Origin of the sequence: Sorangium sp. So ce1153, assembly GCF_051521595.1 — a bacterium.
GTDB lineage: Bacteria > Myxococcota_A > Polyangia > Polyangiales > Polyangiaceae > Sorangium.
Genome location: NZ_CP150361.1, coordinates 4,478,763 through 4,491,725, shown reverse-complemented (window position 1 = coordinate 4,491,725; position 12,963 = coordinate 4,478,763). Strand labels below are relative to the sequence as shown.

General features: G+C 72.6%; 10 protein-coding genes and 1 pseudogene. 5 read left to right on the top strand and 6 right to left on the bottom strand.

Going from position 1 to position 12,963, the window contains the following annotated elements; genetic code table 11:
- Positions 1 to 2: 2 nt before the first annotated feature.
- The 3 genes and pseudogenes from WME85_RS16015 to WME85_RS16005 all read right to left on the bottom strand — a co-directional run.
- A pseudogene (locus WME85_RS16015) lies at positions 3 to 78 on the bottom strand (VOC family protein); the annotation flags it as partial.
- 36 nt (positions 79 to 114) lie between these two features.
- Positions 115 to 495, bottom strand: coding sequence for a response regulator (locus WME85_RS16010; protein WP_437839184.1), 381 nt, complete (start codon positions 493 to 495; stop codon positions 115 to 117).
- An 82-nt stretch (positions 496 to 577) separates the two neighbouring features.
- Positions 578 to 3,652: an ATP-binding protein gene (locus WME85_RS16005; RefSeq protein WP_437839182.1), complete on the bottom strand. Its 3,075-nt coding sequence runs from the start codon at positions 3,650 to 3,652 to the stop codon at positions 578 to 580.
- A gap of 889 nt (positions 3,653 to 4,541) precedes the next feature.
- Here WME85_RS16005 and WME85_RS16000 point away from each other — a divergent pair.
- A complete protein-coding gene (locus WME85_RS16000) occupies positions 4,542 to 5,783 on the top strand; it encodes an amino acid--tRNA ligase-related protein (protein WP_437839180.1) in 1,242 nt (413 codons plus the stop codon).
- Here WME85_RS16000 and WME85_RS15995 read toward each other — a convergent pair whose 3' ends face one another.
- Complete coding sequence (locus tag WME85_RS15995; RefSeq protein WP_437839178.1) at positions 5,784 to 6,500, bottom strand: hypothetical protein; 717 nt, start codon at positions 6,498 to 6,500, stop codon at positions 5,784 to 5,786.
- A 1-nt stretch (position 6,501) separates the two neighbouring features.
- Positions 6,502 to 7,446 carry a histone deacetylase family protein gene (locus WME85_RS15990; protein WP_437839176.1) on the bottom strand — a complete coding sequence of 315 codons (945 nt, stop codon included), beginning with the start codon at positions 7,444 to 7,446 and terminating at the stop codon, positions 6,502 to 6,504.
- 149 nt (positions 7,447 to 7,595) lie between these two features.
- On the opposite strand from WME85_RS15990, the gene WME85_RS15985 reads away from it, so the two are divergent.
- A complete protein-coding gene (locus WME85_RS15985) occupies positions 7,596 to 8,600 on the top strand; it encodes a metallophosphoesterase family protein (protein ID WP_437839174.1) in 1,005 nt (334 codons plus the stop codon).
- A 140-nt stretch (positions 8,601 to 8,740) separates the two neighbouring features.
- Here the strand turns inward: WME85_RS15985 and WME85_RS15980 are convergent, their stop codons facing one another.
- Positions 8,741 to 9,307: a hypothetical protein gene (locus WME85_RS15980; RefSeq protein WP_437839173.1), complete on the bottom strand. Its 567-nt coding sequence runs from the start codon at positions 9,305 to 9,307 to the stop codon at positions 8,741 to 8,743.
- A 470-nt stretch (positions 9,308 to 9,777) separates the two neighbouring features.
- Between WME85_RS15980 and WME85_RS15975 the strand changes: the two genes are divergently transcribed.
- The 3 genes from WME85_RS15975 (at position 9,778) to WME85_RS15965 (ending at position 12,714) form a co-directional block, all read left to right on the top strand.
- Positions 9,778 to 10,407 carry a hypothetical protein gene (locus WME85_RS15975; RefSeq protein WP_437839171.1) on the top strand — a complete coding sequence of 210 codons (630 nt, stop codon included), beginning with the start codon at positions 9,778 to 9,780 and terminating at the stop codon, positions 10,405 to 10,407.
- A gap of 155 nt (positions 10,408 to 10,562) precedes the next feature.
- A complete protein-coding gene (locus tag WME85_RS15970) occupies positions 10,563 to 10,748 on the top strand; it encodes a hypothetical protein (RefSeq protein ID WP_437839169.1) in 186 nt (61 codons plus the stop codon).
- A gap of 139 nt (positions 10,749 to 10,887) precedes the next feature.
- Positions 10,888 to 12,714 carry an ABC transporter ATP-binding protein gene (locus WME85_RS15965; protein WP_437842313.1) on the top strand — a complete coding sequence of 609 codons (1,827 nt, stop codon included), beginning with the start codon at positions 10,888 to 10,890 and terminating at the stop codon, positions 12,712 to 12,714.
- Positions 12,715 to 12,963: the final 249 nt, after the last annotated feature.

Sequence of the window (12,963 nt, the reverse complement as noted above, 5' to 3'; positions counted from 1 at the left end):
GCTCGGCCCCGACAGGCCCCATCTGTCCTTGCACCAGCCGCACTCGCTCTCCGCGCCGCAGTTGCCGACGATCGCGTTCGGCGCCGGTGTCTGGGCAAACCCCGACAACGACGCTCACGCCCTCCGGCAGCTCCGCTCGATGGTGTCTATCAGCTTCGGGAGGTCGAACGGCTTGCTGAGGATCGCCTCCGCGTCGATGCCGGCGCGCTCCGTCGCGCCGCGCGCGGTCATCACCACGATCGGCGTGGCGGCGAGCGCCGGGTCGCGCTTCTGCTCGGCCCGGAACTGGAACCCATCCATGACCGGCATCATCAGGTCGAGCAGGACCAGCGCGATGGAAGACGGGTCGTCCCGCAGGTAGGCGAGCGCCTCGAGCCCGTTCTCGACCGAGGCCACGGAGTACCCTTCCTCTTCCAGCAGCTCGCTCAGCGTCAGTCGGATCGCGATGTCGTCGTCGACGATCAGGATACGCTTGCAGGGGCGGCTCATCGTCATGCGCACTCGCTCCATTCCCGAGGCGGGGGCCGGGCGACGCGGCCCCGGGCCGGAGCCGCCACTCCCCCGCTCCTGGGGTGCCTCAGGCCATCTCGGGGCCCCGCAGGGCTGGCCGGTGCGCGGCGCCAGGGCCGGCGAGCGGCAGGGTGACCTTGAAGGTCGAGCCCTCGCCGAGCACGGAGCTCGCCTCGATCGTGCCGTCCAGCGCCTCGACCACCTGCCTGGAGATGTAGAGCCCCATGCCGAGGCCTCCATAGTTCCGCGCCGACACGGCGCGCTCGAACCGCCCGAAGATCCGCCCGATGTGCTCCGGCGCGATCCCGATGCCGTGGTCCATGATCGCCAGCGTGGCGGTCGAGCCCGTCGACGTGACGGCGATCTCGATGGGGTTTCCCTGACCGTACTTGAGCGCGTTCGAGACGAGGTTGTCGACGACCTGCTCGAGCCGCATCCGGTCCCATTGCCCCGCGGCGTCGTCCTCCGCGCTGACCGTGATCCGGGAGCCTGAGTCCGCGACCTCGCCGCCCTCCTGGCAGCGGGACACCACCTGCCGGACGATCTCCGACAGCCGCACCGGCTCCAGATCGAGGGCGAGGCGCCCCGCCGCGATGCGGGAGACGTCGAGCAGGTTGTCGACGAGCCGCCTCAGCCGCTCGCACTGCCGGCGGACGAGCCCGAGCCGGTTCGTCAGCCACGTGAAGCGCTCCCTGTCCGAGCAGAGCTCCGACGCGCGGCGCGTCAGGATCTGGATCTGCAGCGAGAGCGGGGTGAGCGGCGTCTTCAGCTCGTGCGAGGCGATCGAGAGGAACTCGTCCCGGAGGGCGATCGCGCGCTGGGCGTCGTTGTAGAGGCGCGCGTTGTCCACGGCGAGCGCGCAGCGGCGCGCCAGCTCCTCCGCGGCCGAGAGCTCCGTCCGGCCGTACCGGCGCCCGGAGCGCGCGGCGATGAAGGTGAGGGTCCCGAAGGCCCGCCCGCGCGTCGCGAGCGGGACGCACATGAACGAGCGCCCCCCGATGGCCCGCATCACCCGGAGGTGCTCCTCGTCCTGGGCGATGGCGCGCATGTGATCGTCGGTGAAATGCTCGATGAGCACGGGCTTCAGCTCGATCATCACCCTGGACTGCGCGTTCCCGTGCGCGCCGTCGAGCACGGGCGCGAAGCGCTTCGCCGCCTCGGCCAGGGCTGCCAGCCCCGGGTCCGCGCAGCCCACGCCCACGCGCCGGAAGCCGCCGCCTTCCTCGTCATCCTTCAGGTCGACGAGGCAGAAGTCGGCGAGGACGGGCACCGCGAGCTGCGCCACCCGCGCGAGCGTCGTCGTGTAATCCAGCGACTCGGCGAGCGTCACGCTCGCCGCGTCGAGCAAGCGGGGCAGCTCCTGCGCGCGCTCCCGCTCCGCGGCCTCGGCCGCCGCCCGCCGCATCCGCGCCATCTCGATCTGCGTCCGGGCGCGGGCGAGCAGCTCGCGCGCCGAGAAGGGCTTCACCAGGTAGTCGTCGGCCCCCGTCTCGAGCGCCTCGACGACCGCCTCCTCCCCCGCGCGCGCGGACAGCAGCACCACGGGGACCATGCTCGTCCGCGGATCCGCCCGGAGCTCTCGCAGGAGCGCGACGCCGTCGAGCCCGGGCATCATCACGTCGCTCACCACGAGGTCCGGCGGCCGCGCGCGCGCGGACGCGAGCGCCGACCTGCCGTCCGAGACCGCCTCCACGCTCCAGCGCTGCTCGAGCAGGTGGACGAGGTAGTCGCGCATGTCCGCGTTGTCGTCCGCGACGAGGACCCGCCCGTCGCCCTCGCGGGAGCGCGGCGCCGCCGCGGCCTCGGCGCGCGCCTCCGGGCCCTCTCGGGCCGCGCCTCCGTCGCGCCGGCGCGGCCACTGGGACGCCTCGATCACGTGGAGGCGCGCGCTCGCCGGCGAGGGCGCGCACGCGCCGGGCGGGGCGACGCGCTCCGGCGGCAGGTGCGCGCGGCCCCTCGGGATACAGACGACGAACGTGCTCCCCTGCCCCGGCTCGCTCGAGACCCGCAGGCAGCCCCCGTGCACCTTGACGAGCTCCTGGACCAGCGCGAGCCCGATCCCGGTGCCCTCGATGCTCCGGCAGCGCGCGCCCGGCACGCGGTGGAACCGCTCGAAGATGCGCGGGAGCTCGTCCGCCGGGATCCCGGCGCCGGTGTCGCGCACGGACAGCTCGACGCAATCCGGGTGCGCGCGCACCGAGACGGCGATCTCCCCTTCGAGCGTGAACTTGAAGGCGTTCGAGAGCAGGTTCAGGACGACCTTCTCCCACTGCGCCCTGTCGATGTAGACGGGCTCCGGCAGCGGCGGGCAGTCGACGACGAGCGACATGCCCGCGCTCTCCACGAGCGAGCGGAAGGAGCTCGCGAGCTCCGCGGTGAGCTGCGCGAGCTCGGTGGGCTCGAACGAGGTCTGGAGGCGCCCCGCCTCGATGCGGGAGAAGTCGAGCAGCGTGTTCACGAGCCGGAGCAGGCGCAGGGTGCTCCGCTGCACCGCCGCGAGGCCGTCCCCGCCGAGCGACCTCGCCGGGCGGGACAGGGCGTCCTCGACGTGCCCGAGGATGAGGGTGAGCGGCGTGCGGAACTCGTGGCTCACGTTGGCCACGAACTCCGTCTTGAGCCGGTCGAGCGTCGCCAGCTCGTCCCGGTGCCGCGCGACCTCCCGCTCGAGCCGCCGCTGCTCGGTGACGTCGCGCCCCTCGGCGATCAGGAAGACGACGTTGCCCTGCCGGTCCTTGACGGGGTTGATGTTGAAATCGATGGTGATGATCTCGTGACCTTCTTTGCCTCCGATGATCTCCACGTCGTACCGGACGAACTCGCCGCGCGCCGCGCGCCCCACGGCGTCCTTCAGCCGCGCCTGCGCCGCGGGCGAGCCCTGCCACCAGCGGCAGTCCCAGAATGGGACTCCGTGCACGTCTCTCCGCGACACGCCCGCGCCGCGGACCGAGGTGTCGTTCGACTCCCAGCTCGTGCCGTCGGCGTCGAGCAGGCCCCAGAACTGGAAGGCGCTGTTCATCGCGACCCGCGCCGCGAGGAGCCGCATGAGCCCCGACTCGCGGCCAGGGCTGGCGCGCGCGATCTCCTGCTTCAGGAGCTCCATGTCCTGGAGGAGGTGGTCCTCGGTGTCGTCCACGGGCCTCACGAATGTGAGGTCTTCCAGACCTTCGATGAAGTCTCGCCCTTCTGACTGTTCCTCGCTCGACCGCTGTTCCATCCGTTGGCCCATCACGCTTGCGGCTCCGCTCGACGCAGGGGACAGCTCATCGTGAAACGCTTAGTGAAGATCGTTGATCGTGCAAGCTCTGATCAGCCCGTCCCTGCCGAGCGAGGCTTTGTGGAGGGCGGCGGCGCCGGGCGCGGGTGGGCTCTCGCGAGGCCGGAGCCCGGCTGTCCGTCGGCGTGGGTCCGTGGGTCGTCGGCATGGCGCGTGGCGCGTGGCGCGCGCGCCGGGCCGGCGGACGCGGCGCCGAGAGCTCTGGTAAGCTCGCCGGTCAACGAACCATGAGCGCTCCTCCCGAGGTCGTCGTCGTCGGCAACATCGGCACCGACACGAACATCTATCTTCATGGCGACTCCGACCCAGGTTGGGCCAGCCCGTGGATCCGACCCAGGTTGGGGTAGCCCCCTTTGAGGCTCCGGCTACATAGGAGGATCGCGGCGTCGGAAGGGGCATCTCCAGCGCGGAGATGGGTGCCACCCATCTTTTGCTGGACGCACGTCCACCGCGAGACGGGTACCACCCATCTTTTGCTGGAGGCACGTCCACCGCGAGACGGGTGCCACCCATCTTTTCGCTGGAGGCACGTCCACCGCGAGACGGGTGCCACCCATCTTTTTGCTGGAGGCACCGCTACCGCGAGACGGGTGCCACCCATGTTCCGCGGGCCGAGGCAGCTCCCCCGGATGGGTTCACGGCGTGGAAGCCGCCCACCGGACATCTCCCGCGCCAGGCGCCCATCGCCCATCCAGCGCGGCGCGCCCCTCGCAGAACCTGGATACCCGCACGCCGCGCGATGAGGCATGGTGCCCCCATGACCCCGCCGCGCCGGCTCCACGGCCGCATCCTCGAAACCTGGCAGGAAGGAGCGCTCACCTCGATGGCCCTCCTCGCCGGCGCCGAGAGGCACGTCGTCCGCGGTCTCCGCGCCGGTGCGCCGCTCGCGCCGGGCGACATCGTCGAGGTCGAGCTCGGCGACGGCGGCGCGCCGCCGGTCGTCCGCCGCGCGGGCGGCCCCGCCGCGGGCGCCTGGGATCCGGGGGGCGACGCCCTGCGCTGGCGCCAGCCTGGCCGGGCGCCGAGCCGGATGGCGCTGCTCTTCCAGCGTCAGGCCATCCTGCGCGCCGTCCGCGACTACTTCTTCGAGCAGGGCTTCCTGGAGGTCCAGGCGCCGCTGCTCGTGAAGGGCGCGTGCCCGGACGCCCACCTCAGCCCGATGCGCGCCGAGGGCGGCTATCTCACGACCTCGACCGAGTACCAGATCAAGCGGATGATCGTGGGCGGGTTCGAGAAGGTCTTCACGCTGACCCAGAACTTCCGCGGCGGCGACGTCGGAGCGCGCCACAACCCCGAGTTCACCATGCTGGAGTGGGCGCGCGCCTTCGCGCCGCTCGACGCGATCGAGGACGACGTGGAGGCGTTCGTGCAGCGGGCGCTCGATGCCGTCTCCCCCGGCGCCGAGCACGTGCAGGTCCGCGGCCGCGCCGTGCGGCTCGCGGGCGTCCGATGGGAGCGGCTCACCGTCCGCGAGGCGCTGGCGCAGCACCTCGGGGTCCACGTCGACCCGAGCTTCTCCGCCGCGTCGCTCCGCGCCGCCGCCGCCCGACCCGACCTCGGCGTGCCCGAGCGGTTCCTCGACGACCCCCCGATGGTGCTGTCGATGCTGCTCGATCGCGTCACCGAGCACCTCGGCCACGAGCGCCCCGTCTTCCTCCGCGAGTGGCCGGCGCTGATGACCTCCTCCGCCGCGCTCTCCCCGGGCTCGCCGGCGCTGGCGCTGCGCAGCGAGCTCTTCATCGCCGGGATGGAGCTGAGCGACGGCTTCCCGTCCCTCCGCGATCCCGAGGTGCAAGCCGCGATGTTCGCGCGCGAGAACGCCCGGCGAGCGCAGGAAGGAAAGGCCCCCGTGGAGCTCGACGCGCGCTATGTGGAGGCGCTCAGGCAGGGAATCCCGCCCGGAGCGGGCATGGCGCTGGGCTTCGACAGGCTGGTCATGCTCCTCACCGGGCAGGAGCACATCCGTGATGTGCTCGCCTTCACGTGGGACGAGCTCTGATCAGGCGACCCGGCGCGTGTAGACCTGCTCCGGCGTGCCGTCGACGACCAGCGTCCCCGAGCGCCGCATCCCGAACCGCTCGGCGACCCGGCTCCCCTCGTCGGAGACCGTGATCGCCGCGAGCCCCCGGAGCGGCACGGCCGCGATATCCTCGGCCAGCGCGCGGAGGAGCCGCCGGGAGCAGGACGTCCCCCGGAGCGGCCCGAGGACGCTGTAGTTGAAGAGGTAGATGAAGCTCCCCCCGGGATCGAGGGTCGGGAGCGCGGGCATGTTGCGACCGCGCAGCTCCGCCGGCCGGGCGGCCAGCGCCTCGAAGGTGAGCTCCGCGATCGGAAACCAGCCGGTGTACCCGACCGGAAGCCACCCGGCGCCAGGAGCCTCCGCCCACCACACCCTGAACCCCGCGGGGAAGGTGAACATCACCTGAAAGAGGCGCTCGATCCCGACCTGATCGACCGGCAGAGGGTAGCAGCTCCAGTCGGCCAGCAGCGTGGCCAGCACGAGCCTTCGCCAGGCGGCGTCGCCATACAGGCCGAAGGGCGGCGCCGGCGCCCCGACCAGGTCGAGGACCGACACGGGCCGGAAGGACGCCTCGATCTCCGGCGTCGGCCCGAGGGCGCGCAGGAACGCGAGCTTCGCCTCGAGCCAGGCGGTCGCCGCGGGGACGTCTCCGAGGTCCGGGACGCCGCCCAGGAGCGTGCTGTCTGTCGAGCCCATCTCACTGCTCCCGGCCGGCGCTGCTGCAGAGGATCTCCACGCACGCCCGGACGCTCGCGCCGAGCGACGCGAGATCGTACCCGCCCTCGAGCACGAGGCCAACGCGGCCTCCCGCGGTCGGCGCGGCGATGCTGCAGACCGTCGCGCACAGCGCCGCGAACCCTTCCGTGGTCACCCGCTGCGCTGCCATGGGATCGTCCACGTGCGCGTCGAAGCCCGCCGAGACCAGCACCAGATCGGGGCGGAACCACGCCGCGAGCGGCGCGAGCTCGCGCTCGAAGGCGCGCTTCGTCTCGTCGTCGCCGGCGCCGGGCGGCAAGGGGACGTTCCGCGTGTACCCGGCGCCGGGGCCCGCGCCGACCTCGTCGCTGCCGCCCGAGTCGGGGTAGAGCCGGTCCTGGTGGACCGAGAACAAGAGCACGTCGTCGCGCCGCTCGAAGATCGCCTGTGTCCCGTTCCCGTGGTGCACGTCCCAGTCGACGATGAGCACCCGGCCGGCGCCGCAGGCGAGCGCGTGCGCGGCGGCGATGGCGACGTTGTTGAAGACGCAATACCCCATGCCGCGGCTGGGCGTCGCGTGGTGCCCGGGCGGGCGCACGAGCGCGAAGCCGTTCTTCACCCGCCCTTCCAGGAGCGCCTCGACCAGCGCGACGCACGCCCCGGCGGCCAGCAGCGCCGCCTCCACGGATCCCTCGGACAGGCGCGTCTCCTCGTCGATCGCTCCGGCCCTCCCCCGCTGCCCGAGCACCTCGTCGACGTACGCCGCCGAGTGCACGCGGCGGAGCTGCGCCGGGGAAGCCTCGCGGACCGCGCGCTGCAGGACCGCGCCGGCCGGGAGCGGATCGAGGGCGCGGAGGACGCTCGCGAGACGGGAGGGGCTCTCGGGGTGCTCGGGGCCCGGATCGTGCGCGAGGAGCCGAGGATCCGTGAGCAACAGGGTGGACATGGGGTATCCCGGAGAGGCCAGCGGCGAGCTCTCCAGCTCGGCAGCCCGAGCCCGATGCCGTGTGCCAGCACGGAGGGAGATCGAGCCCGGGCGTCAGCGCCCTCACTCTCCCACGGAACGCGCGGACCTTCCAGGAATGGACGTCGACCATGATGAAGCTCAAACGGCGCGGCGGGTCCGCGCAAGTGATCGGGGTCGCCGGTCTCGGCGTGGCCGCCGCGAGCGCGTTGCTCGCCGCGTGCGCGCCGCTGCCCGCGCCGCGCGCTTTCGCTGGGAGCCTCGATGTGCCGCTGCCGCCCACGAGCGGCCGCATCGCCGTCATCGCCGATCTGCAGCGCACCTCGACCCTGGAGTTCTGGCGCGAGTCGAACGATCCCGAGCGCGCGGCGCTGGTGCGGGCGCTCGCCGCCGCTCGCCCGGACGCCGTGTTCGTGGTCGGCGACCTCGTGTTCGACGGCGGCTCGGCGCGGCACTGGGCCGATCTCGACGCCCTGCTGGCGCCGGTGCGCGACGCCGGGATCCCGGCGTTCGCGGCGCTCGGCAACCACGAAACCTGGGGCTGCCGCGGCGGTGAGCGCCATTTCTTCGCGCGCTTCCCGCACCTCGGCGGGCGCCGCTGGTACGAGGTCGCCTATGGCCCTATCCGCGTCGTGGTCCTCGACAGCAACATCGACGAGCTCACCCCCGCGGCGTGGGACGCCCAGATCCGCTGGTACGAGGGCGCGCTCCGCCGCATCGACGCCGATCCTTCAGCGCGCGCGGCGCTGGTGCTCGCGCACCACCCGCCCTACACGAACAGCACGGTGACGGGCGACGAGCCCCACGTGCAGCGCCACATCGTCCCGCCCCTCCTCCGCTCCCGGAAGGCGCTGGCGCTGATCAGCGGCCACGTGCACAACCACGAGCGCTTCCGGCGCGGCGGAAAGCTCTTCATCGTGGCCGGCGGCGGCGGCGGCCCCCGGGCCGCGCTCGCCCAGGGCGCGGCCCGCCGCCACCCCGACGACCTCGCCCGCGGCCCGGCGCTCCGCCCATTCCATTTCCTGCTGATCGCGCCCGCCCCCGAGGGCCTCGCCGTCGAGGTCCGCGGGCTCCCCAAGGGCGGCAGCGAGGCCGCCCCCCTCGACCGCTTCGTGATTCCCTGGCCGGCGCCCTGAGGAGCGGCGGCCCCCGCGCGTGAGCTGACGTGGCCAGTCGAGGCGGTCGACCGGCTCCGCCGGACCCCGCGCGTCGCGGCCCTGGTCGGCGCCGCGAGGGCCTCGTTCGCGCGCCTGCGGCCGCTGATCACGGCGGGCTCTCAGCTCCAGTGCGCGGTCAGCTCGAGGTGCTCGTCGTGGTCGCCGCCCCCGGCGATGACGCGCTGGCGCACGTGGCTGGCGCCGCCGATCTCGAGGAGCTGCTCACAGGATCCGATGACCTCGGTCCACATGTTCTCGTCGAAGCCGGAGCAGCCGATCCAGCGAGCGCGGGTGAAGCCGCGGCGGGACTGGAGGACCTGGACGCGGCCGACAGAGTAGTAGTTGGCGAAGACGCGCTGGCCGAGGGAGAAGAGGGCGGAGGGGGAGATGAGGGCCGCGATGACCTTGTAGATGCCGCTCATGTCGTCGCGGGTGCACTGGCGGCCAATCTGGTGGATGAGGTCTTTGCCTTCACCGCTGGTGCGCCGGATGGCCTGGAACAGGTCCTTGTACCAGGCGATCGGGTACCAGCCGGTGGAGACGATGCTGCCGTAGCGGAGGCCGTGGCGCAGCGGCTCGCACATCTCGTCCAGGCTGAGCTTCTGGACGGGCTCTCCGCGCAGCTTGCCAAAGCTCACGTACGCGGAGCGGAACGCCACTCCCTTGACCCTGGGTTCGTCGGTCATCCAGTCGCGCCAGCGCCCTCGGCGACGAGGGTACCGCGCGCGTCGCGAGCAGGCCAGAGCGGAGCCGCCGCCCCACGTGGGGCCAGGGCCCTGGGCGGGCAGCGACGCGCCTCCGGCAGGGCGCTCTCACCGCAGGACCGCCGGGCGGCGCGGCAGGCGGGGCGCTCGATCCGGACGATCGGCCGTGGCTCGGGGATGTAGGTCGTGCGGAGCCATCGTGTCCGGCACGCCAGCGGGGTTCCGCCATGTCGAGGCCCCCGTGGTCGCGCTCGCCGCGGCCCCACGCCGGCGCCCCGGCGGTCCGAGGAGACGGGCGGCATCGAAGACCGCGCGTCCAGCCCGATAGGCCGCGTTCTCCGATTCAATCAAAGCATAATAGAGCAGGGTGACAGGCTGGATCTATCGGGCTCGACGTCACGGGAATTGCCAGCAGCGCCAGGGTCGCATATGAATGGTAAATGCTATTTACCATGAACACCCGGATCCCTTTCCTCGCGACCACCGGCGCGCTGCTCCTCGCGCTGGCGGCGTGCGGCGACGACGACTCGAACTCGAGCTCGACGAGCACCACCTCCACCTCCAGCACCACGACGAGCAGCGCGGGCGGCGGTGACGGCGGCGCGGGCGGCGGTGACGGCGGCGCGGGCGGCGGTGACGGCGGCGCGGGCGGCAGTGACGGCGGCGCGGGTGGCGGTGACGGCGGCGCGGGCGGCGGTGACGGCGGCGCGGGCGGCGGTGACGGCGGCGCGGGCGGCGCTGGCGGCGCGCCCGCGGAAGCCGCGGCGTGGGCGGACGTGGAGCCCATCCTCACGGCGCGCTGCGGGCCCTGCCACACCACGAGCCCGACGCCCGCCGGCGATTTCGAGGTCGACTACGCGTCCTCGCAGCTCGACGCGGAGCACGCGGCGTGCGCGAGAGCGGGGCTCTCGAAGGGCGCGTGCGCCCTCATGCGCGTCCTCGAGGGCTCCATGCCGGCCGTGGCGCAGGGCCAGGCCAGGTGCACCGGCGACCCGGCGCGGGACGCCGGCAACGCCAAGTGCCTGACCGCCGAAGAGCAGGCGACGCTCACCAGCTGGGTCGAGGGCGGCGAGGCCGATTGACCAGCCAGGCGCGGCCCCCGGCTCGACCTGCGCGCGCCGCAGCAGCCGATCACCAGCCCGCTGCTGCTGAGGCAGCAGCGGGGCTCCCCGCCGCTCGTCCCCGCTGACCCCCCCCTGGCCCGATTGGTGCTTGGGCCCGCCGCGGCGGACCCACGATGAGCACCCCTGCAACGCAGTCTCCTCCCCTCGCCTCCGGCACCGACGACCTCGCCGACGTGCTGGTGATCGGCGGCGGCCCCGCCGGCGCGTGGGCCGCGCTCGGCGCCACGGCGAGCTCCGGCGCCGGCGCTCTCCCCCGCGCGGGGCGAAGGCCGCTGGAGAGCACGACCGCCATCTCATGAGGGCGCGCACGGCGCCCAGGACATCTCGGTGGAACCCAAGACCTCTCTGCAGCGCGCCCCTGGCGCTCCGTCGCTCCCGGACACGCCGTTCCGCTTCATCGTCCACTTCATCGCTCATTACCGCCCGTGGTATCTGGCGATGTTCGTGTTCGAGTCGGCGCACGCCACCTTCGGGATCATGATCCCGTACGCCGTCGGTGAGGTCATCAAGGGGGTGACGCGCGAGTCGAGCGCCGGCCGCGCCGCGCTGACGGGCGAGCTCCGCGGCGCGCTGACGCTGTTCGTCGCGCTCATCGCGGGCGAGTTCCTGTTCAGCCGCATCGCCGGCCTCTGCCAGATCCTCGTCGGGCCGTGGCAGCGCCAGAACGTGACCCGCAATCTCTACGCGTACCTCCAGCACCACTCCCATCGTTACCTCAGCAACAACTTCGCCGGGGCGCTCGCCCACCGGATCAGCGAGACGTCGATGGGCGTCTCGCAGACGCTGTGGGCGATCCTGTTCGACTTCTGGCCCATCGCCATCGTCTTCTCTGTCTCGATCGGCCTGCTCTACCGCGCTCACCCGGAGCTCGCGGCGTTCGTCTCGGCCTGGGCCGTCCTGTTCGTCGGCATCTCCTACTGGCTCGCGACCCGCTGTCAGCCGCACGCGGTGCGCGCCGCCTCCGCGCGGAGCGAGACGACGGGCAAGCTCGTCGACTCGGTCTCGAACCTCACGAGCGCGCGGCTCTTCGCCCGGTTCGGCTTCGAGCGCGAGTACCTGGACGAGCAGCTCGTGCGGGAGCTCCGCGCCGTGCGCAGGTCGAACTGGTACTCCGAGCGCGTCCGCTGGTTCCAGTTCGCGTCGGCCGCGCTCCTCAAGGTCGGGACGCTCTACCAGGCGCTCACGCTCTGGCAGCGCGGCGCCATCGGCGTCGCCGAGTTCGTCATGGCCACGAGCCTTTCGCTCCTCATCATCAACGAGGCGCGCAACCTCAGCCGTCGCTTCCTCGAGTTCTTCGAGTTCGTCGGCAACGTCGCGAACGGCGTGAACACCATCATCCGCTCCCACGAGCTCGTCGACCGGCCCGCCGCCGTCGCGCCGCGCCTCGAGCGCGGCCAGATCGAGCTCCGGAGCGTGTCCTTCGGCTACACGCCCGATCAGCCGATCTTCGAGCGGCTCGACCTGACGATCCCGCGCGGCCAGCGGGTCGGGCTGGTGGGGTTCTCGGGCTCGGGCAAGTCCACCTTCGTCAGCCTCATCCTCCGGCTCTATGACATCAACGCCGGTCAGATCCTGATCGACGGCGTGGACATCCGCGACATGACGCAGGACGCGCTGCACGCGCAGCTCAGCCTGATCCCTCAGGATCCCAGCCTGTTCCACCGGACGCTCCTCGAGAACATCCGCTATGGCCGCCTGGACGCGACCGACGAGGAGGTCGTCGAGGCCGCGCGCAAGGCGCACGCGCACGAGTTCATCGCGCAGATGAAGGACGGGTATCGCTCCATGGTCGGCGAGCGCGGGGTCAAGCTCTCTGGCGGCCAGCGCCAGCGCATCGCCATCGCGCGGGTCATCCTGAAGGACGCGCCGGTCCTGATCCTCGACGAGGCGACCTCGAGCCTCGACTCGATCACCGAGAAGGCGATCCAGGACACGCTGGACGGGGTGATGAAGGGCAAGACGGTGCTCGTCGTGGCCCACCGCCTGTCGACGGTCGTCCACCTCGACCGCATCCTCGTGTTCGACAAGGGCCGGATCATCGAGGACGGCACCCACGCCGAGCTGCTCGCCCGGGGCGGAGCGTACCAGCGGCTCTGGAGCAAGCAGTCCGACGGCTTCCTGGCGGACGGCGCCGCCGCGGAGCCGCCGGTCGAAGCGCCGCCGGTCCGCGTCCTCGAGGCGCCGCGGCTGCAGCCGGTGGCCGACGGCGCCGACGGGCGCGCGCTGGCCACGCCGCTGAAGGCCTGGGAGGCGCCGCTCGCCTGAGCGGCGTCGGCTCGAGCAGCCCGGGAGCAGCGGGCGCCTCGGACGTCGCCGCGCGCCGCACCCGGGCTCGACGCTACCGCCGCCGCGCGGAGGTGTGATAGGTGGGTCGCAGCGGCGAGATAGAGAAGGGGGTCCGATGAAAATGGGGAGCTGGCCAGGGCCTGCGCTCGGCACGCCGGCGCTGATTGTCTCGATGTGCGTCGCCGCGTCCTGCCATGACGGGCTCACGGAAAGGAATGTAGCGGCGCC

What these genes read in the sequence shown, in the direction of transcription:
- WME85_RS16010 (WP_437839184.1), bottom strand. Translation starts at nt 495, where the DNA reads ATGACGATGAGCCGCCCCTGCAAGCGTATCCTGATCGTCGACGACGAC.
- WME85_RS16000 (WP_437839180.1), top strand. Translation starts at nt 4,542, where the DNA reads ATGACCCCGCCGCGCCGGCTCCACGGCCGCATCCTCGAAACCTGGCAG.
- WME85_RS15995 (WP_437839178.1), bottom strand. Translation starts at nt 6,500, where the DNA reads ATGGGCTCGACAGACAGCACGCTCCTGGGCGGCGTCCCGGACCTCGGA.
- WME85_RS15990 (WP_437839176.1), bottom strand. Translation starts at nt 7,446, where the DNA reads ATGTCCACCCTGTTGCTCACGGATCCTCGGCTCCTCGCGCACGATCCG.
- WME85_RS15985 (WP_437839174.1), top strand. Translation starts at nt 7,596, where the DNA reads ATGATGAAGCTCAAACGGCGCGGCGGGTCCGCGCAAGTGATCGGGGTC.
- WME85_RS15980 (WP_437839173.1), bottom strand. Translation starts at nt 9,307, where the DNA reads ATGACCGACGAACCCAGGGTCAAGGGAGTGGCGTTCCGCTCCGCGTAC.
- WME85_RS15975 (WP_437839171.1), top strand. Translation starts at nt 9,778, where the DNA reads ATGAACACCCGGATCCCTTTCCTCGCGACCACCGGCGCGCTGCTCCTC.
- WME85_RS15970 (WP_437839169.1), top strand. Translation starts at nt 10,563, where the DNA reads ATGAGCACCCCTGCAACGCAGTCTCCTCCCCTCGCCTCCGGCACCGAC.
- WME85_RS15965 (WP_437842313.1), top strand. Translation starts at nt 10,888, where the DNA reads ATGTTCGTGTTCGAGTCGGCGCACGCCACCTTCGGGATCATGATCCCG.